This window comes from Bacillus sp. EA-CB0995, assembly GCF_055814245.1.
The window spans coordinates 2,506,465-2,526,086 of sequence record NZ_CP169269.1 but is presented as its reverse complement, the minus strand read 5'-3'; the positions used below and the strand labels follow the sequence as shown (position 1 = coordinate 2,526,086).

18 protein-coding genes and 2 pseudogenes are annotated in these 19,622 nt (G+C 34.3%); 2 read left to right on the top strand and 18 right to left on the bottom strand.

The window, feature by feature from the left end:
- Nucleotides 1-63 precede the first annotated feature (63 nt).
- The 13 genes and pseudogenes from ACEWFJ_RS13150 to sleB form a co-directional block, all read right to left on the bottom strand.
- Nucleotides 64-1,786 (bottom strand): annotated as a pseudogene (locus ACEWFJ_RS13150) (ATP-binding protein).
- A gap of 235 nt (nt 1,787-2,021) precedes the next feature.
- The gene (locus ACEWFJ_RS13145) at nt 2,022-2,888 is read right to left on the bottom strand and encodes a Cof-type HAD-IIB family hydrolase (protein ID WP_473688846.1); all 867 of its coding nucleotides are present in this window, start codon (nt 2,886-2,888) and stop codon (nt 2,022-2,024) included.
- A 457-nt stretch (nt 2,889-3,345) separates the two neighbouring features.
- Nucleotides 3,346-3,501: a DUF1540 domain-containing protein gene (locus tag ACEWFJ_RS13140; RefSeq protein ID WP_473688845.1), complete on the bottom strand. Its 156-nt coding sequence runs from the start codon at nt 3,499-3,501 to the stop codon at nt 3,346-3,348.
- Between the two features lie 71 nt (nt 3,502-3,572).
- Nucleotides 3,573-4,796 (bottom strand): cytochrome P450 family protein, encoded by a 1,224-nt coding sequence (locus tag ACEWFJ_RS13135; protein WP_473688844.1) that lies wholly within the window; start codon nt 4,794-4,796, stop codon nt 3,573-3,575.
- A gap of 173 nt (nt 4,797-4,969) precedes the next feature.
- On the bottom strand, nt 4,970-5,323 hold the full coding sequence (locus ACEWFJ_RS13130) for a hypothetical protein (RefSeq protein ID WP_473688843.1): 354 nt from the start codon (nt 5,321-5,323) through the stop codon (nt 4,970-4,972).
- A gap of 38 nt (nt 5,324-5,361) precedes the next feature.
- Nucleotides 5,362-6,156, bottom strand: coding sequence for a DUF817 domain-containing protein (locus ACEWFJ_RS13125; protein ID WP_473688842.1), 795 nt, complete (start codon nt 6,154-6,156; stop codon nt 5,362-5,364).
- A gap of 229 nt (nt 6,157-6,385) precedes the next feature.
- Nucleotides 6,386-7,417, bottom strand: coding sequence for a DUF1835 domain-containing protein (locus ACEWFJ_RS13120; RefSeq protein WP_473688841.1), 1,032 nt, complete (start codon nt 7,415-7,417; stop codon nt 6,386-6,388).
- A gap of 207 nt (nt 7,418-7,624) precedes the next feature.
- On the bottom strand, nt 7,625-8,389 hold the full coding sequence (locus tag ACEWFJ_RS13115) for a DUF3959 family protein (protein WP_429710739.1): 765 nt from the start codon (nt 8,387-8,389) through the stop codon (nt 7,625-7,627).
- 239 nt (nt 8,390-8,628) lie between these two features.
- Nucleotides 8,629-9,651 (bottom strand): homoserine dehydrogenase, encoded by a 1,023-nt coding sequence (locus ACEWFJ_RS13110; protein ID WP_473688840.1) that lies wholly within the window; start codon nt 9,649-9,651, stop codon nt 8,629-8,631.
- 121 nt (nt 9,652-9,772) lie between these two features.
- Complete coding sequence (locus ACEWFJ_RS13105) at nt 9,773-10,285, bottom strand: GNAT family N-acetyltransferase (RefSeq protein ID WP_473688839.1); 513 nt, start codon at nt 10,283-10,285, stop codon at nt 9,773-9,775.
- 133 nt (nt 10,286-10,418) lie between these two features.
- The gene (locus ACEWFJ_RS13100) at nt 10,419-11,024 is read right to left on the bottom strand and encodes a YhcN/YlaJ family sporulation lipoprotein (protein ID WP_098310304.1); all 606 of its coding nucleotides are present in this window, start codon (nt 11,022-11,024) and stop codon (nt 10,419-10,421) included.
- Between the two features lie 18 nt (nt 11,025-11,042).
- A pseudogene (gene ypeB / locus ACEWFJ_RS13095) lies at nt 11,043-12,381 on the bottom strand (germination protein YpeB).
- 14 nt (nt 12,382-12,395) lie between these two features.
- On the bottom strand, nt 12,396-13,145 hold the full coding sequence (gene sleB / locus ACEWFJ_RS13090; RefSeq protein WP_473688838.1) for a spore cortex-lytic enzyme: 750 nt from the start codon (nt 13,143-13,145) through the stop codon (nt 12,396-12,398).
- A 297-nt stretch (nt 13,146-13,442) separates the two neighbouring features.
- On the opposite strand from sleB, the gene ACEWFJ_RS13085 reads away from it, so the two are divergent.
- The gene (locus ACEWFJ_RS13085; RefSeq protein ID WP_473688837.1) at nt 13,443-13,778 is read left to right on the top strand and encodes a YqzG/YhdC family protein; all 336 of its coding nucleotides are present in this window, start codon (nt 13,443-13,445) and stop codon (nt 13,776-13,778) included.
- A gap of 452 nt (nt 13,779-14,230) precedes the next feature.
- Here ACEWFJ_RS13085 and ACEWFJ_RS13080 read toward each other — a convergent pair whose 3' ends face one another.
- The 5 genes from ACEWFJ_RS13080 to kynU form a co-directional block, all read right to left on the bottom strand.
- On the bottom strand, nt 14,231-14,782 hold the full coding sequence (locus tag ACEWFJ_RS13080; RefSeq protein ID WP_473688836.1) for a GNAT family N-acetyltransferase: 552 nt from the start codon (nt 14,780-14,782) through the stop codon (nt 14,231-14,233).
- Nucleotides 14,783-14,833: 51 nt separating this feature from the next.
- Entirely contained in the window at nt 14,834-15,742 is a 909-nt protein-coding gene (locus ACEWFJ_RS13075) for a serine hydrolase domain-containing protein (protein ID WP_473692485.1), read from the bottom strand.
- A gap of 103 nt (nt 15,743-15,845) precedes the next feature.
- Nucleotides 15,846-16,685: a tryptophan 2,3-dioxygenase gene (gene kynA, locus ACEWFJ_RS13070; protein ID WP_473688835.1), complete on the bottom strand. Its 840-nt coding sequence runs from the start codon at nt 16,683-16,685 to the stop codon at nt 15,846-15,848.
- Nucleotides 16,686-16,720: 35 nt separating this feature from the next.
- Nucleotides 16,721-17,350: an arylformamidase gene (gene kynB / locus ACEWFJ_RS13065; RefSeq protein WP_473688834.1), complete on the bottom strand. Its 630-nt coding sequence runs from the start codon at nt 17,348-17,350 to the stop codon at nt 16,721-16,723.
- A gap of 2 nt (nt 17,351-17,352) precedes the next feature.
- The gene (gene kynU / locus ACEWFJ_RS13060; RefSeq protein ID WP_473688833.1) at nt 17,353-18,639 is read right to left on the bottom strand and encodes a kynureninase; all 1,287 of its coding nucleotides are present in this window, start codon (nt 18,637-18,639) and stop codon (nt 17,353-17,355) included.
- 161 nt (nt 18,640-18,800) lie between these two features.
- On the opposite strand from kynU, the gene ACEWFJ_RS13055 reads away from it, so the two are divergent.
- Nucleotides 18,801-19,412 carry a TetR/AcrR family transcriptional regulator gene (locus ACEWFJ_RS13055; protein ID WP_473688832.1) on the top strand — a complete coding sequence of 204 codons (612 nt, stop codon included), beginning with the start codon at nt 18,801-18,803 and terminating at the stop codon, nt 19,410-19,412.
- Nucleotides 19,413-19,622: the final 210 nt, after the last annotated feature.

Below are 19,622 nucleotides of genomic sequence, written 5' to 3'. Positions count from 1 at the left end.
TCACTTTGTTGCGTTATCCGTTTAATATGTCTGCAAATTGAAGCAACAAAAATATATCTTATATTAAACAGGTTGAGAAATTGGTAAATAAATTTCCACCGATGTCCCTACTCCAACTTTACTTGCTATATGAATTCTTCCTTGATGACTTTCAATAATTTTATAACTAATCATTAGACCAAGACCTGTCCCTTTTTCTTTCGTACTATAAAAAGGTTCTCCGAGTTTTATAATTCTTTCTTCCGGAATCCCTATTCCCTCATCTGAAATACAAATAACTACCTCATTGTCGTTCATTTTTTTAGCAGTAATTATGATTTCCCCTCCATATGGCATTGCTTCAATAGAGTTTTGTAAAATATTGATAAATACTTGCTTTAATTGATTTTCGCAGCAATCAATATACAAGAAGTCAGGATTTGATTGGCATGCAATATGAATATTTGTCATAATTGCCTTTGTGTTAATTAATGACACAACATTTTTTAATATAAAACAAAGGTTCTTCCTTTCGAAAGAAGTAATCTCAGGTTTAGCGATCGATAAAAATTCATGGATGATAGATTCGATTCGCTCAATTTCAGAAATCATGAGTCGAAAAAATTCTGTATCATGTCTTTCTCGAGTTTGTAATAATTGTATAAATCCTTTAATGACAGTTAGAGGGTTTCGTACTTCATGCGCAACTCCTGCAGCAAGTTGACCAACCGCGGCTAATGTATCTGATTTATTTAATAATTCCGCTGTCTTTTTCTTCTCTGTAATATCACGAACCATAACCATAACTTTATCTGTTAAAAGTGGCAAACATCTTGCCTCAAAAAATAAGTACTATCATGCATTGGTAAGGAATACTCTACAATTTCCATAGAATGTTTCTGTTGTATTTTTGCAATTGCTTCGTTCAGCTGCTCGGCGACATCTGAAGGTAAAACATCTTTAAATTTTTTCCCCATAAATTGTTCGATAGGTACATAAAACTTTGAGGGGCAGCCTGCTTTATAATCAACGATTGTTCCATCAAAATTTGTTAAAAAACATAAATCTGGAAGTGCTTTAAAAATTAATTCTAATTCTGAGGATTTTTGTATGAGCTCCTCTTCCATCTGTTTTCGATGTGTAATATCAACACCAACTGCCCAATAGCTATATCCAGGAACAGGAAATTCCTCCGATATGTTTGACCACATAATCGTTTTCTTATCACCATTTTTACAAGTAAGTGTCATTTCCCAGTCTCGAAAATTTTTGCCCCGTATGGAAAATTCATGTTGCATTTGTTTTCGATATACTTCATCCGGATAGAGTAACTCTAACGCGCGAGGATTTTTAACAATTTCAGCTGCACTATAACCTGTTACTAGTTCGCATTCTCTGTTCCATACAACAAAAGTTCCTTCTTCATCAATGTATCCACCATAACAGGCATGTTTTGTAAAATGGTATATATATTTTTAGCAGGTATCGACTGATTTTCCTCAAGTTGCTGCAATTTATTCATTCCGATATCGGTCATAAACGCTGCAAGGGATTTGAAATATGTTGTGCAAGGCTCAACTTTATTTTTAGGAGCAAAAATGATGAAATCTCCAATGGTGTGTTCATTTATTATAATTGGGACATGAATTTCTATATGTAAATTTAAATCGATGGATTGTATGCCGTAATGAAAGAATGCCTCTCCATTACAATCAAGAAGCTGATGTGAAATATGTGTTAAAAGATAAAATTGTTCTGCTATTGTTTGTATTTCCTCAATATTAATAAGTTCCCTAAGCCGGTACATATACTCCCACCTCTACCTCTATATATGTAATTTAAATGTATTTATATTAATTTTTTAATTATGTCTAATTTTTAATTTATTTAGCTTTTTTATTATACGAATTATATTCATCAAGGTACATAGAAAAAGAAGAGTTATTTAGAAATTTTTTGTTTTTTAATAGAATTGAGGAGGAAAGTGGATAAAAACAAAAAAAGAGAACAAATTCCAACAAAATTTGCTCTCTTTTTCGTCATTAACTATTTATATTATTTAAGACATAGCGTCGAAGGGCATAAGCAACACCGTGGTCATCATTTGAAAGTGTTTTGTAACGACAAATTGCCTGGATTTCTTCTACTGCATTGCCCATTGCGATAGATATGCTGGCTTTCTCCATCATAGACATATCGTTTAAACCATCACCAATTGCAACAGTATGTTCTCTTAATATACCAAGATGGTTAGCTAGCGTATATAAGCCATTTCCTTTTTGAGCATGGATATGATTGATTTCAAGATTGTGCCAGTAAGATGCAGTAATTAATAATTCCTTATTATTGATGAATTGATCTTTTAATAACTTTAAATTGTCCTTCTGATACGAGAATGGTAGTATTTTATGAATATGAATTTGTTTTGAAAATAGTGGTTTGCAACTTGCAATTTTTTTGATTTCAGTATGCTGTAAATATAAAGCTGCTATATGTTTCAGTTCTTCTTTATCAGCATGTGAATCAGATTCTATTATAAAATCCATCTCAAATTGAACGCTTTCTTCGCCATATTCTGGAACGTATACACCTTGATCTGTATACAATTGATAAAATATATTTCTTTCTTCTAGATAATCAACAATTTCTTTCGCATGTTCAGTTACGATTGGATATCGTTGCAACATTTTGTTATTTGAATACAAAATTGCACCGTTTTCGGCAATGATTGGACATTTTATATTTGCTTCTTGCAAGAGTTTTTGGACATCTATTATAGAGCGCCCTGTACAAATAGTCACAACATGCCCTTTTTCCTGACATTCCTTAATTGCGGTAGCATTTTCTTCACTAATTATCTTCTTTGATGTAAGAAGAGTTCCGTCTAAGTCAATGGCGATAAGTTTCATTCTATTCCCTGCTTTCGTTTCTGTATAACGAGTGATATCGTTTTCATATATGAGTATATTTTTGTTCGTATTCAACAATATCTTAGTTATAATTTATGAAACGCATTTCAGGTCAAGGATTAAATGTTTTTTTCTTATAATAAAATTATCAATATATACTAAACACATATAACGCCATGATTTGAGTGACGTTATAAAGGATATTTCACTTGATTATCAAAAAATAATCCGTGCCTGTTTTGTAAAAATGAGATTTATTTAGGGATATAAATTCTCTTATTCATCTATTTTTACAAAATCGAATGGAACAATTTATATGAGAAGCGAGTCCTTTTAGTTGACCTCTTTAATTTTCTTTAAATAAAAAAAATGTATAAAAACATGAATGAAAATGATATTTATTATCGATAATATGAATAATAAAAGGGTAACCTACATGGTGGTTACCCCTAGAAAATTAAACTTCTGGTATAAATGTTTTACAATCTGTTTCTTTACTTTCAGATGCTTGTTTACCTGTATGACTTACTACATAAATAGATTCTGCATTGCACTTATTTCCATTTCCCCAGTACTGGCAGTTATTCACTTCACAAAGAACATCTTGAGCCATAGTATGACACCTCCTTATTTGTTTAGTATTAACAGCGTGGAGGAGTGTCATACTATTTCATCTATATTCAGTTAGAAAGATAATGGTAATTCTTCTAATGATCGCATTAAATAATTACCACTCCACTTTATATCCTCTCTTCTTCCTTTTATTTTAAGGCCAGGCATCCGATATAATAAGGTAGAAATTGCAATTTTCGCTTCTAAACGAGCGAGCGGCGCACCAAGGCAGAAATGAATGCCATGTCCAAAAGAAAGATGACGGTTATTTTTTCTTGTAATATCAAAAACATCAGCGTTTGGAAATATCTTTTCATCGCGATTGGCAGAAGCTAATGAAATGATAATCGCATCTTTTGGCTGAATGTTTTGACCATGTAATGTAAATGGTTCCGTTGCCCAGCGCATAGTCGTTAATTCAACAGGACTGTAAAAACGTAATGATTCTTCAATTGCTGAATCAATTAAATCAGGATTTTGTCGCAGAAGCTGCAACTGATCAGGATGCTCAAGCAACGCTAACATCATGTTTGTAATTAAATTAACAGTTGTTTCGTGTCCAGCAACGATAAGCAGCATAATCATCGAACTTAATTCTGGAGCACTTAATTTTGTTCCTCCGCTTTCTACTTGTATTAATGCACTTACTAAATCATCTGAAGGATTTTCTCGTTTTTTATCTATTAAATATTGTAAATAGTGAAGGAATTCACCTAGTTTTTTATCGACTTCAAGAATAGCTTCTGGCGTCTCTGGAGAATCGATAACCGCATGTGACCATACTCTAAATTTATCTCGATCTTCTTGTGGGATACCAAGCATCTCGCTAATCACAATAATTGGCAGCGGGAAAGCATAATCGTTTACGAGGTTTATAGTGTGCTGGTGTTCTACTTTATCTAGTAAAGTATCAGCAATGGATTGAATACTATCTTTCAGCTGTAAAATCATCTGCGGAGTAAAAGCTTTTTGAACAAGGGACCTTAAGCGACTATGGTCAGGTGGATCAGAGTTCAGCATCTGTTTTCTCAAAAATTCTCCATTTTTTAGTGTAAAAGAGGCTTCAAATTCTTCTTTACTAAACACACTTTCAGCATTTTTCAGTAATCGTGCATCTTTCAAAAGACTCACTGCATCTTCATATCTTGTAATAAGCCAATTTTGAGGATATACCGAATAGACAGGATGAGATGCACGTAACTCTTTGTAAATGTCATATGCTTCATGCTTAAATTTTGATGAAGTTAATTGTATCTCAGGCAATGTGTTGCGATTCATTTCATTGTTTGAAGACATACTTCCAACCTCCATCTTTAGAAATATTTGGTGACCATAGCACCTAATGACCATTATAACGCATTGAATTTTATAAAAGTTGAGAAAATTGCGACTGAATATTGCTTTTTATGTGGAAATAAAAAAAGAGATGTTCATATGCACACCCCTTGCTTTTTAATTTATATAATTTACTACTCTAACTTTACTATGTTAGGTACATCTTCCCTATCATATTTTTTTGTGTATGTATTTCCATCTGGAGTAACAAATAGTAAAGTAATTTTGCCACAAACACTGGAGTAAAATTGAAACTCTCCTTGTGAATTTGTAACAGTTCGTTCCTGATTAGTGATTGAATTTTCATAAACTTTCACGTTAGATACAGGTTTATTCTTATCATCTACCGCAACAGCTTTGATCTGAACAGCATTAGCTCTACAATCTAAATCGTTTTCATTATTAATTTTATTAAATACAGCAATCACTATTCCAAAAGCAATTATTACAATACATGTAAAAAAGGCTATTACTCTTCTTTTCTTCAAGACGGATCGCCTCTTTTGTTTAGTATTCATACATACTTTTAGCTATCATAGTTATGGTAAGAAGAACTATTACTTTTTTGGATTTTGATTTGTTTTAGTTGTGCCACAATCATAATGCTGATGACAACGAGTAAAAACCATGAACTAATTTTCCCAATGTGAACGAGTTTCCATGTTCCATGTTGATTTGGATATTGCCACGCTCCAAAAAAAGTTGCGATATTTTCTGCAATCCAAATGAAAAAACCAATCAATAAAAACGAAAGAACAAGCGGCATTTTATATGTAATTTCCTGCACAGAGAAATGCACATAAGTGTGAAAAAAGACCACAAATAATAAGGCCGTTAGAATCCAGCGGAAATCATACATAAAGTGGTGTGTGAAAAAGTTGAAATAAATCATTGCTCCCAGTGGTATCGTCCATATCGCTTTTGGCCATCCTTCTACTTGCAAGTGTAGCCTGCGCCATGCTTGACATATATAACTAGCAACACTCGCATACATAAAACCACTATAAAGTGGCACTCCCATTACCTTTGTCCATGCTTGTTCTGGATAGGACCAAGAACCATGATGTACTTTATATATTTCTAATGCTAACCCAATGAAGTGGAAAACGGTAATCACTTTGAGTTCGTCTTTTGTTTCTAGCCCGGTCTTATACATTCCATATTGAATAAGAAGGCAGACGAGTAAGATAAAATCATAACGGTATAGACCGGGAATATGGATAAACTTCGAAAGAGCTAGCGTCAAAAAAATCAGTACAGGAAAAATGCAGGAAAGAGCTTGTTGATAACCAAAATAAAATAACTGTCGTAAATATACCATTATTCTTCTCCTCAAATCGTGTAGCAGCTGTTTGATAACTATCATTCATTTCATTATTGAAGATCTCTTTACAACCTTCAATAATGAAATATTTGGTAAACGTAGTAGCATTTAATCATCATTATAACGCATTTAATTTTATAAAAGTTTAGAAAATTGCAATCGTATATTACTTTTTATATGAAAATAATAAAAGGAGATTTTCACATATATATCCTTTTATTCGCTTTCATTTTTCTGGCTGTGCTAATCGTACGCTATAAGACCTCATGGAATGTAAAGACCCTGTCATATGAAAAATCCCTTTTTGTATTAATGATTTCAGGCGATATTCAATAAAAGCATCACCTACGCATTGCTCAAAATGTCCTAAAACTTCTCCGACTAATCGAGAAGCTTTATAAAATTGATCTGTAAAACCATCAATTTCTAAACTTTTTGCACATTGTACGATGAAATGATCGATATAATCTTCTGAAACAGAAACAACACGATTATTCTCCCAAATACGTAAAACTTCGTAATCTTCGCGTAATGCTTTCCATTCATTTTCAAGTACTTGTCGCTCTTCTTTTATTAAAGGAGATTGCTCTTTATATGCTTCGCGTATTGCCATTAACCTGTTAGGAGCAAGTTCTGCGGTATGGCGTACTGTATAATCCAAATTTGGTGTGCGGAATAACTGATCAAAACCATCAGCTGTATTCACGACATATATATCATGAGTAGCCTCTTTTAGAAAAAATAAAACAAAAATAAGTCCTACATGTTCATATGCATTGTTCCCTGTCCAAATTGTAATCGGAATATGAGACGGAATCGCATATAATTTCTCTAAAGTTACTTTCATTTCTTGCAAATATTCTTCATACAAGTAGCCTTCTATCGGTAATTTCTCCTGAAGCCATTGCTGACGCGCCACTTGCCCTGCCTCTTGATCTAAGTGAAAAAGAGGACCAACAGAAAAAGCATCGGAAAATAACAAAACATACTCTTCTTGAATGTTAGCTTCTTTTAGAGCGTGTTTTAAAGAACCTGCTGCTGAATCACCAAAAGCGATATGAACATGCTTACTTTTCGTAATATCAGTCTTTTGTATGTACTGTTGAATTAGTTCTTTTGGTGTATTTGTAAGTGAAGTTAATGTTTCTTTATTAAAATGTGTTTCTAGTGAGTGAAGTTGTGTGAGTAAATTAAAGAGCACCTCTTTTGCTTCTTCTTCAGTTAAATGTTCGATTGTTTTTTGTAAGTGTTTGAGCATAGTTTCTCCTTTATGAGTGTATTTTCATTACCATTTCTCTAAGTATGTAATTAGTGGAAACTTTACTTTATTCAAGTACCTCTTCAAATAAAGGGATTTTATGAGTAATATATTTGATATATTAATTATTATATAGTAAAAACCCGCAATGCCCCATCGATTGTATGAAGGGAAATTGCGGGTTTTATATTTGTACAAACATGGTCTCTATGCATTATAACGATTTTTTCTTCGTTCCATTCTCGTTTGTCCATGTATTGTTCCAGTATTGTTATGTTGTTCTGTTTGTGTTGTATGGTAAGTTGGTGTTCTCTCTTCATAGTTTCGTTCATACGGACGAGTTTCTCTTTGTTTGGAAGATTTTTTACCGAACTTAAACATTTTAAATTTAATTCTTGGTAAACTCGGAATACGAATTTTAAATGTAGGTCTCATTCGCTTCTTTTTTTGTTTAAATGCGCTTGTTTTGTCTTGTCCGTTACGACTGTTATCACGATATAGTGCATTTGCAAGTAATCCGCCAATTAAAAATCCTGCTACTAGAATAAGTAAATACAATCGTTCTGTTGTGAGTAGATTCATCATCCGCCCTAGAACGGCTAATGAATGTACTTGTTTTATATCCCATAACATTGCGCCCCATAATGCGAGTAATCCTAGTGTAATGGCATATGTACGAAATCGGAATAAAAACGGGATCACAGCAATACATGCAGCAATTTTTGCGTTTGCTACTAAGGAGCTGGTTGTTACGAATTGATTCCAAATAGTCAGCAAGAGTGTGATAAATGCTGTATAAGCTACCCAACTAAATATTCGTGAATGCATTCGTTTTGCATGATAACTTCCAAAACTAGTTAAAAACAATAATCCTCCCATAAATAATGATAATTGTAGAGGAATTTGTTTCATTATACCTGCAACTGGGAACAGGACGCTGAGCACCATTAACAGTACATCAAGTTTCTTCACAATTCTCAATTCCTTTCAGCTTTCTTTCTAGCTTCTATATAATACTGGTATTTTTCTGTTTTGTATATGTACAATCAGCTAAACAATAACATGCTTACAAAACATCTTAAGCCTTCTCATGCCAAAAAGTAAACAAAAAACTCAATAATAATTGACAATAGATTACTATTTTTATATTAGGAAATGACAAATCCCACTCCTTCCAAATAAGCGGGATTTGTATATAATCGTATGTAAGGTTACATAATATCTTTTCGATATAGATTGATTACATCTTTTAAAGCTGCTGCTGCAGCTCCTCGTGGATTGGAAGCTCCGCCGATGGAAGAAACTGTCCCCATCGTATCCGTGTAAAAGGTAATTCCTTTTTCAGTTCCTATAACACTTGCTAGTGAGTGGTTCGGGTCTACTGCATATGGTTGTACTTCAAGCCGCACTTCTCCATCATCATCTGTATATGCTCTCGCTATTAGTTTCATTTGTTTTCCTTGTTCTTTTGCTTTTTGTATATCCTGTTTTGATAGATTTTCTATTCCTTTAACAGTAATATCTTCAAGTGAATATTCTGTATGCAGTAAACTATTCGCTAGTAGCAATAATTTACAAGCGCTATCCATGCCGCTTACATCTAATGAAGGATTTGTTTCAGCAATTCCTTTTTGCTGTGCTTGTTGCAACGCTTCTTCGTACGAAGTGTTATCTTCATGCATTTTCGTCAAAATATAATTTGTTGTCCCGTTTAAAACTCCTTCGATGCGTTCAATCTTGCATCCCGCTAAGCTGAATTGACCTATATCTAATGTAGGAAGTGCTGCGGCTGTTGCTCCGCTATAGCGGATGCGTACATTTGCTAATCTAGCTGATTCGTTTATTTCTTTCCAAGACGTGACAAGTGCTCCTTTGGAAATAGAAACAATATCCATGCCGCTTTCAATAGCTTGTAACATATATTGTTTTCCTGGTTCGCCATTTTCGAGATTGGTTGGTGTAGATTCAACTAAAACATGACCATTCATTTTTTCATTATGAACCGAATGTTGTTCTATGTATTTGTGTAAAGCTACTGATCCCCCGCCTAGTGTAAGCAAAGTATCGATACAAAGTCCCTCTGGATGATATAATTTTAAATCACGTCCAATAATACCAACAAGGATTAACTCTAAACCGAATTCTTTTCGAATAAAGGGTGCTTTTTCATGAATGAGTTTTACAAATTCTTTTCCAACAGTGCCGTAACCGGCAAGTATTAGTTTTATCTGCATAGTATCCTCCGTAAACAACTTCAATAGTTTTTGCTTTGTTATTAAAATTTCTTTATAAATAAGGAGGGTATACACTCTCACATCATACGCATAATCCTCTCATTATTATAGTATAGTTAATTTATCTTGTGTCTTTTGAAGTTTTCTTTTCCAATGATAAGTATAAAACAAATTGCGGTCCAATTGGTCCCATTCTACGATGGCCTCTATCTTCAAATCCAACTTTTACATATAATTTTTGAGCGGGAATATTTCTTTCATTGACTGCCAACACAATTTCTTCTATGTTCGGAAAATATGAATCTACATAATGTGGTAACTGATATAACGCTTGTTTTGCATATCCTTTCCCTTGTTCTGTGTAATCGATTGAAAATGAAACAAGCAGTAAAGAATTTTCTTTATTTGTATATTCTTGTACACGACTTCCCGATTGCAACGCAAAAATACCGACTGGCTTGTTATCAGCTAAAATAACAATAGGATTTCGAGTTGGATCTTGTTCTACTTTTTTGAGCAATTCCATTGGATGGCCTGTAAATTGCACTTGTTCTTCAGGTAAAGTAAATGTTTGCAAAGATTCTTTAAATTTTTCCGTATATGGAACGAGTTGAATAGATCCATTTATTTGCATGACGTATATTCCTCCACTTACAAAAACGTATGTTTTCTTTTATACAAAATCATATAATATTTTTATGAATAAATAAAATATTCGATTTTTTCCCAAGGAATAATCCCCGTGCTATATAACACGGGGATTATTTTTATCGTTTTAAATTTTGATTGGATTGATCAACTTGTTCTTGTTTTAGTTCACTTTGTTCGCCTTTTTGTAATTGTTGATCGTTTTCTTTAGTTGGATTGATCTGTTTCTTTTCAAATACATCATTTGGTACTTGCGGCATTACACGCCCGACAATTGCTGCGAGTTCATCGAGAATTCCTTTTCCTGCGTTTCCTTCCTTTATTTGTTTGCCCATTTCTTTTAAGCGCTGATACGTATCGATATCTGCTACAACAACTGCATTTGCTCCGAGTGGATCATGTTTTAAACTCTCTGCTACTGAATATTTGATTGTCTCTACTCGAGAGCGATCTAGTTTTGCGTCAACATCAATTCCGACAACTGCATATCTTCCAAGTACAACTGCTGTTGCATCGTTTACACCCGGTACGCTCGATGCTAATTTTGCTAAGTGATCCGCCACTTTTTCATCTGATTTATATGTAACATCTTGATTTGTTTCGTTTTTTGTTGAAATCAATTTAGCATTCGAAGTTGGACTTGGACTTGCTGCATTATTGTTCTTTTTTGTATTACAGCTCGCTAATAGAAGCAAACAGATACAAAAATAAAAGATTTTTCTCAAAGGTGTCACTCCTATTCATTAATCATAAACTTGTTCTACACTTTGTAGTTTTTTCACCTTTTCTTCCGTGCCATTATTGGCATTAATAAAGATTTGATATGTGTCTTTGCCAAGTGTTCCTAAAAATTCATAACATAGTACTTCTTTATGCAAGTCATTTACAATAACTGCTTCACGCTCTTCCATAACTTTCAAATTCGGATTGATTTTCTTTCGTGCATCCGAAGCCGATAGTGTTGGTTTTGGAATTTTTATATCTTTACGAGAAGCTAAATAGTCTTTTGCCGAAAAGCCGACAATCGAACCGTCATCGAGTGCGATTTTCATTTGAATGGACTCTGGATATATACGTACGTTGTCCCGATTAGTTACGAATGTGAAAACGCCGACAGAGTCGTATTGTGAACTTTCATATAACTCCATATTTTTGAATTTATTTTGTTTTAAAAAGGAAAGTCCCTTTTCTCCTGCTTCATTTAAGCTCATTTTTTGTTCTTTAATTTCCCGATTGCTCATGACCCAAATTGGATAGCCACCTTGTTCAGTAATGTCCATATTCGTTTCACTATTTGTCTTTGGATCTTTCACAGTAATGCTATAAAATTTTTGTTTTGCTCCCTTGCTGCTTTTTTCAACAGAAATCTTTTCATCTCCCTTTAAGCTAAGAAAAGATTTTGCAATATTTATTGCTTGGTCTTCTGAAATTTTTGGACCAGATATGTGCGTCTCGCCTTTTTTTCTTTTTCCAAACTTGTAAACGTTGGTCCAAAATGGCTTTGTGAGTAAGATTGACTGTTTTTTTCCACTGTTTTAAATCCATCGATAATCGTGTTATCAGCTGGGTTATTATTAGAAGCAAGGGCTAGTTCAACATCCATCCAACGTAAGTTATTTTTTAAGGCCAGATGCTGTACTTTGCGCAGTTCATCTTGAATATTTGCAGCATTATTGTATAGCTGCTGGAGTGTATTATATTCTTGGTCATTTAATGGTTCTTTATCTAAATCGCGTATAGCTGTACGATAACTAAAATCTCCGATATTTGCTAGAAATTCTTCTGTTTTATTAAACGGGAGCAATGTAAGTGGTAATTGGCCAATATCAGAATGCGCCTGAGATGTGATACGCCACACGTCAGCTAATGCAGGTGATAATGATGATCGTGAATTCATTGCTAATGTTGTCCCAATTTTATCGTGTAATAAATCAACTTGATACGCTAAATCATGAAAAGCCCGCTGGTAGTTGTTTTCAGCGTGAATTAAAACGGCATTTTTTCTTGATGCTCTTTATATCCCCAATATCCTGTACCTACAACTCCAATTGTTAATAAAACGATAATGAAACCTCTAAACATATCTCATCCACCTCCTAACGACAAAAAATGTGTCTTCCAATTTTTTTGATTTGCGGACGACTCCAAATCCATTGGCTTGTTGCTGTATCTGGATTAAAGTAATAAATCGCGCCATCAGATGGATCCCATCCGTTAATTGCATCAAGTACAGCTTTTTTTGCTGTTTCATTTGGTGTTAAATTAATTTGTCCATCCGCAACAGCAGTAAAGGCACGCGGCTCATAAATCACACCTGCCACTGTATTTGGAAAAGACGGGCTGCTGACGCGATTTAAAATAACAGCTGCTACGGCAACTTGTCCGATATAAGGTTCACCGCGAGATTCTCCGTATACAGCATTTGACAATATTTTAATGTCATTTTGTGAATATCCATTTGGAACATTTGTACCTTTATTTGGCGCCGGTTTGTTATTTTGTTTATTTGCTGTGTTATTTGGTTGTTTTTCATATTTTGTAGCTTTAACGAGTTTTTGTTTTGTAGCTGTACCTGCAAGTCCGTCAACCGGTAACCCAAACTTTTCTTGAAAATTCCGAAGTGCCCAATATGTACCCCATCCAAAGACACCATCTACTTTTCCATTGTAAAATCCAATATACTTGAGCCTTGATTGTAGTTCGATTACATCTTCTCCAGAGGCTCCTTTTTGAATGACTTGATTAGAAAAAGCCCCTACTTCCTTCTCATGAACACTACTTACTAACAAAGCGGCCGCAAATGTAACGAGTAAAAGCGGTACTTTGAAGAAAGCTTTACGATGCATAGTTCAACCTCCTTGAATATGACGATGATTTCAAGGTTATTTTTTGTAAATGATGCGGTTTTATGTAAGGAAGACAAAAAAGGCAAATTCATATGAATTCGCTTAAGTGTAAACACTATAGAAAATGCTATAAAATGAAACTTCCATCAGTGAGGGCTTTGCTTTATACCCTACTGATGGTTAGTTGAACCAATCGTGCTCTTACGGGCAGTATTCCTCCACCTATTTTCTTTCCCTTTCTCTGCATCTTGAGGTGGAGTCTTACTGCCCAAAAGTAGCGGGATAAAGGAGCTTAATATGAAACTTTTATATACTCGTTTAATTATATGTATCGGACTTGCTACAATAGTTTTATTTATATACAGACCGTTCTCAATCATTCATGCACAGCCTCCATACGCAAAATGGGGAAAGCTTGCAGTGCAAAAAACGAAAGAAAAATACCCACAAGCTGATATTATCGATTATCTTCACATAGGAAGAAAACCGAAAACGGCAAATATATCAGTTGAAAAATTTAAGTTGTGGTTGCGAGAGAAGAACGGAAAAGAATTTGGAGTATTTGTTGATGTAGAGTTTGAAACAAAAACAGAAACATTTTTAAATATTCTTTTTAAAGAAACACCGAGATAAGAAAAAACAAAATACCGCAATAGAAGAACAAGCATTATGTAGAGTGAGTCTACAAATGAACTGATGTTATTTTAAAAATTCATGTTTAGAACGAATAATTACAGAAGTGTGTATTCTTAGCATTGCGGAACGTTGGCAGAATACACTAAAACAAAAACATTACTCATGCAATCAAATGTATCAAAAAACATGGACTTACAATCGTGTGTAAGCATTGTACAAGTTCTGTAAGTAGATTTGTCGTTTTACAATGCAATTTGTATAAAAAGGTTAGAATTTCTTTAAATATATATAAGGGCAGTTAATTACCGAAAAATAAAGCCTGTATCTTTGATTACTTAGTAATCAAAGATACAGGCTATTTTTATTGTGTACTCCTTCTTAAACTAAAGCACCCGTTTGTTGAATATGAAATGTTTGTAGTAAAAGGTTTTATATTATTTAGTACTTTTTCATTCCTCTTTGTGAAGAATGTAATGATAATATTGTTGGTCTTCAATCTCTATATTTCCATTAAAACGAAAACCACATTTTTGAATTACTTTATTCGAGCTTACATTATGAGGAAGAACAATGGTATTTAGTAGTTCAACATCTGTATTCTCAAACAAATATTTTACCAATCCTTTTACTGCTTTTGTTGTGTATCCCCGATTTCTGTAATGTTTTGAAATAGCAAAAGTGATTTCTCGGTTTGGTTCACTCAGCTCTTCTTTGATACCTGTATTGCAGAAACCAATAAATTTGCCAGTTTCCTTTAATACAATTCCTAACTTCAAATAATTTTGACCACCGATATTAGGTACGGCTGACAAAAACTCTTTATTGGATGGTACCTCATAATTTGTAACCCAGTTTAATCGTTGTTCTCTTGTTGAACGCCAATCCGGCAAAAATTCATAAACTTCAGGTTGTGAAGTAAGTTCATAAATAGCATCAACATCTTCAATTCTAAACTCTCTTAGTAATATTTCACTACAGTCTATTGTAAATAAATTGTTCATATCCATCCCCCAACTTATCCTTTGCAAACATTCATTCTGTACTAAGTTAATTTAGTACGTTTCTTGTAAATGCTTTATAAACAGTTTAAGCGGTACTAAGCCCCGCTTCGGCATTTGACTACTAATGACTGCAACTAACTCTAATTGAGGAACAATGATAATATATTGTCCGCCATATCCCATCGCAAAATATGTATGGTAGGGCATGTCGAAATTGTTTTGATCTAATACCCACCAATGATAACCGTATGCCCCAATATGTTCATATGTTGTAAATCTTTCTTGATGGGATTGCTCAATCCAGCTCGAAGATACAAGTTGCTGTCCGTTCCAATATCCATTTTGTAGACATAATAAGCCAATTTTCAGCATGTCTTCTGCTTTCATTTTCATGCCAAAGCCACCAACAAAAATTCCCTGTGGATCTTGCTGCCATTCATAGTCGGTAATATGTAAAGGATCGAATAGCTGTACCTTTGCAAATTGTTCCGTCGTCATGTTAGTTGCCTTTTGTACAATATAACTTAATAGATGCGAAGACCCTGAATTATAATTCATTTTTGTTCCAGGCCGATTTATCATTGGTTTCTTTAAAATATAATCTATCCAATGATCAGACTCGACAAAATCATTTGGGAAAACAACACCGTTTCCAAACTCCTGCCACTCCTCACCTGTTGTCATCGTTAATAAATGATATATAGTCAGGTCTTGCTTTTCTTTTGGTATATTTTGAATCCATTCTATTATGGGACTATGTATACCATTTATAAAACCTTTATCAATGGCGATTCCAATGAGAGTAGATACGATACTTTTTGTAATAGAATTGATTTTGTATAAGTTATGTGCGCATTGTTCTGTTTTATAGTACTTTGTAGTGAGTTCACCACGTTGGTGAATTAAAAATGAATGTACTTTCTTTTTTTGAGCATATTTTCTAATGCGTAAAAATCCAATATACGTTCCTCCGAATAAAGACTTTTTTACTAGTCTTTACTATACCATGAAATAATTATTAAAAAGAAAAGTCGGTAACTGATAATAGCTACCGACTTTTCTTTTACAATTTTGTCCGGATATTCCAAAGCTCTGGGAAGAAGGATTGATCCAACACACGTTTTAAATAAGAAACGCCTGAAGAACCGCCAGTTCCCATTTTATGTCCGATAATACGTTCTACAGTTTTCATATGACGGAAACGCCACTGCTGCAGCCAATCTTCGATATCGATTAGCTTTTCAGCTAATTGATATAAGTCCCAATATTTCTTTACATCTGAGTAGACTTCTAACCACGCTGCTTCTACTGTTGCATCTACTTCATATGGTTGCGTAATATCACGCTGAAGCACATTTGGGTTAATTGGAAATCCTTCTTTTGCAAGGGTTTGAATCGCAACGTCATATAAACTCGGTGTATGAAGCGCCTTATGTAGACGAGCGTGCAATTCTTCATCTTTTTCATAGATTTTAAGAACATGTGGTGTTTTATAGCCAAGCGCAAATTCAATCATTCGATATTGATAAGATTGAAATCCGGATGCTTGACCAAGTGAATCGCGGAATTCAATATACTCAGCTGGTGTGAGCGTGGCAAGAATATCCCATGATTGAATAATTTGCGATTGAATTTTTGAAACACGTGCAAGCATCTTAAAAGCAGGTGCAAGCTTTTCGTTTTTGATTGATTCGATAGCTGCTTCTAATTCATGTAAAATTAATTTCATCCAAAGCTCACTTGCTTGGTGAATCACGATGAATAACATTTCGTCATGATGATCAGAGAGTCGTTTTTGGCTAGATAGTAAACTATCTAATTGTAAATATTCCCCGTATGTCATGTTATTACGAAAATCTGTATGAATCCCCTTCTCCATAATTACTTTTTCATTTTCTTTCATATGTGTACATCCTCTCTATGCAGTATAGGCTATTTTTATAATGGTTTTATTACAGCACGAACCGGGCTACCGTCTGCATCTGTTAGCGAAAGCGGCAGGGCAATAAGTTCGTAGTCTCCGTCTTGTACATTTTCTAGAACAACATTTTCTAAAATATGAATACCGTGTTTAAATAACTCATGATGTGCTGCTAGCTCTTTATCATCAAGCGGATCAACAGATGGGACATCTACACCGATTAAGCGCACTCCCTTTTCATGCAGATAAGGTGCAAGATCAGCACGTAAATACGGAATTGTTTCAGGAAATACGTGCGGATTTGTTTTTGATGAGGTCCGTAATAATAATCTACTTACTCCTTCTAAATCATGCGTTTTTAACTCTTTTGCTCCGATGCTTTTATAACCTGTCACATCAATAATTCGAGCAGGACCAAGGTAGACGTTAATATCAAGATCACTTACTTTTTTACCATCATTATCAAAATGAAACGGCGCATCAATATGTGTTCCAGTGTGAATACTCATTGAAATTTTACCAACATTAACAGATCCACTTTGTTCTTTTGTCCATGACACTTCATAGGAAAAAGGCGTATCGCCCGGCCAAGTGGCAATATCATTGTTTAGAGGTTGAGAAATATCAATCCACTTGTTTTCTTTCATCCTTATGCCACAACCTCTCGTTTATTTTCAAATTGTTTATACTGCTCTTCCACCATAATCTTCTTCAAAATTTGTACGGCTTTCCATACTTCTTCATACGTGTTGTATAAAGCGACAGGAGCTAAACGAATACCATTTGGTGCGCGAAAATCAGGAATAATTCCATTCGCTTTTAGTGCCTTACAAATACGTGCTGCTTCTTCATGTTCTAAATAAATATGTCCGCCTCTTTTTTCATCTTCTAACGGATTACCAAGTGTAAAGCCCATATCTGTTAATTCATGATGTATTAGGTTTATCATATAGCGTGTAATATGAAGAGATTTCTGTCGTAATCGCTCTATGCCCGCTTCTTTAAAAATTTCTAAAGAACCGATAAGCGGTGCAACACTTAACACGTGTGGTGTTCCAATTTGATATGCACCGGCATGATCAGCTGGCGTAAGTTCGTGTTCCATATCAAACTGTTTATCTTTTCGGGAACTAAACCAGCCTGCTAATCCTGGTAAACGATTGAAATGCTTTTTATTAACGTACAGGCCACCAACTCCACCTGGACCGGCATTTAAATATTTATAATTACACCAAACTGCAAAATCGACATCCCATTCTTGAAAGTGATGCGGAATAGAACCGATGGAGTGACAAAGATCAAAGCCAATATGAATACCGCGTTTATGTGCTTCTTTCGTAAGAAGCTTCATATCTAAAATTTGCCCGCTTCGATATAACACTGCCGGAAGTACAATGAGCGCAATATCTTCTGTCATTGCTGCAATGATATCTTCTTCATTTAACATTCTTCCATCTCTGCTTTTCACTTGAACAAGGTGTTCAGCAGGATCTAGCCCTTTTAAACGAATTTGGCTTTGCAATGCGTAAATATCGGATGGGAATGTTAATTCATCAGCAAGGATTTTTGTTTTCCCTTCCTTTGGTTCATAAAACGTAGCGACAACTTGATGTAAATTTGTTGTCGTAGAACCGGTTACAATTACTTCTTCAGGTGAAGCACCGATAAGTGGAGCGCTTAATTCTCCTAATTGCTCGGATAAGAAATACCATGGATGCTGTCCTTCTGTCCAACCATCAATGCCGAATTGTTTCCATGAATCTAGCAATGTTAATAAAGATTGTTCAGCTCGTTTTGATAAAAGCCCAAGTGAGTTTCCATCTAAATAAATTGTTCCTTCTTTTTTATAAAACTCATGTTGAAACGATGCAAGCTCATCATAAATGTCACATTGACGAGCATGCTCGTAAGATGGTTCAAATGGTTTTGAATACATTCTATCACCTTCTATTTAATTTTCTTTCAATTCTAATTAGTTAAAATATATCACCAAAACTGACATAGCGTCAATGACATAATGTCAGTTGACATTTAATAAATGTTTCACCTAGAATAAAGTTAAATTTTCTGATATTTCAGCACAAAGGTGTGGTACATATGAGCAAAGATGTTTTCTCAGCTAGAAAACAACGTTCACTTGAAACAAAAAAGAAACTATTATTTGCTGGCCGTGAAGTCTTTATTGAACATGGATTTCAAAAAACAACAATTTCTCAGATTATCAAAAAGGCAGAAACTGGATACGGGACAGCATACGTATACTTTAAAAATAAAGATGATTTACTTATTGTATTAATGGATGATGTGATGAATCAATTTTATACAATCGCAGAATGTGTCTTTCAGCCAGTAACGAAGCAAGAAGCTCGTAGTATGATTCAGCAGCAAGTACACGCCTTTTTACAAATGGCGGAAATGGAAAGACAACTATTACAAGTGGTTGAAGAAGCAATCGGTGCTTCTGACGAAGTTCAGTACAGATGGAGCGCTATTCGAGAACGGTTTATTGAGCGGATTGTTCAAGATATTACGTATTCACAAAACAGCGGTTTAGCACGTAAAGATTTGAACTGTTTTTTAGTAGCGAGAAGTTGGTTCTTTGCGAATGAAATGTTTTTGTGGGAAATTGTTCGAAATGAACGAGATTTCTCTCTTGAAGATATTGTACATACATTAACGGAAATGTATATGGGCGGGCTTTATTCATAAAAACTAGTTTGTCTATACTGTTTAGATTATTTTAGGGAATAAAAACACTTTAGTATTATTTCCCTGGTAAGCGCATATTCCGACATAAAAAGTGAATTCCTTTGAAATCTACTTTTTACCAAAAATACAAATGTGTGTATTTGTCTATTTACTAAGCTATTGAATTTCTCCTTATCCTTTCGATATGATGAAATTAAACTTAATTTTAAT

Coding starts and splice junctions, on each gene's coding strand:
- ACEWFJ_RS13145 (WP_473688846.1), bottom strand. CDS start 2,888: ATGAAACTTATCGCCATTGACTTAGACGGAACTCTTCTTACATCAAAG.
- ACEWFJ_RS13140 (WP_473688845.1), bottom strand. CDS start 3,501: ATGGCTCAAGATGTTCTTTGTGAAGTGAATAACTGCCAGTACTGGGGA.
- ACEWFJ_RS13135 (WP_473688844.1), bottom strand. CDS start 4,796: ATGTCTTCAAACAATGAAATGAATCGCAACACATTGCCTGAGATACAA.
- ACEWFJ_RS13125 (WP_473688842.1), bottom strand. CDS start 6,156: ATGGTATATTTACGACAGTTATTTTATTTTGGTTATCAACAAGCTCTT.
- ACEWFJ_RS13120 (WP_473688841.1), bottom strand. CDS start 7,417: ATGCTCAAACACTTACAAAAAACAATCGAACATTTAACTGAAGAAGAA.
- ACEWFJ_RS13110 (WP_473688840.1), bottom strand. CDS start 9,651: ATGCAGATAAAACTAATACTTGCCGGTTACGGCACTGTTGGAAAAGAA.
- ACEWFJ_RS13105 (WP_473688839.1), bottom strand. CDS start 10,285: ATGCAAATAAATGGATCTATTCAACTCGTTCCATATACGGAAAAATTT.
- sleB (WP_473688838.1), bottom strand. CDS start 13,145: ATGCATCGTAAAGCTTTCTTCAAAGTACCGCTTTTACTCGTTACATTT.
- ACEWFJ_RS13085 (WP_473688837.1), top strand. CDS start 13,443: ATGAAACTTTTATATACTCGTTTAATTATATGTATCGGACTTGCTACA.
- ACEWFJ_RS13080 (WP_473688836.1), bottom strand. CDS start 14,782: ATGAACAATTTATTTACAATAGACTGTAGTGAAATATTACTAAGAGAG.
- kynA (WP_473688835.1), bottom strand. CDS start 16,685: ATGAAAGAAAATGAAAAAGTAATTATGGAGAAGGGGATTCATACAGAT.
- kynB (WP_473688834.1), bottom strand. CDS start 17,350: ATGAAAGAAAACAAGTGGATTGATATTTCTCAACCTCTAAACAATGAT.
- kynU (WP_473688833.1), bottom strand. CDS start 18,639: ATGTATTCAAAACCATTTGAACCATCTTACGAGCATGCTCGTCAATGT.
- ACEWFJ_RS13055 (WP_473688832.1), top strand. CDS start 18,801: ATGAGCAAAGATGTTTTCTCAGCTAGAAAACAACGTTCACTTGAAACA.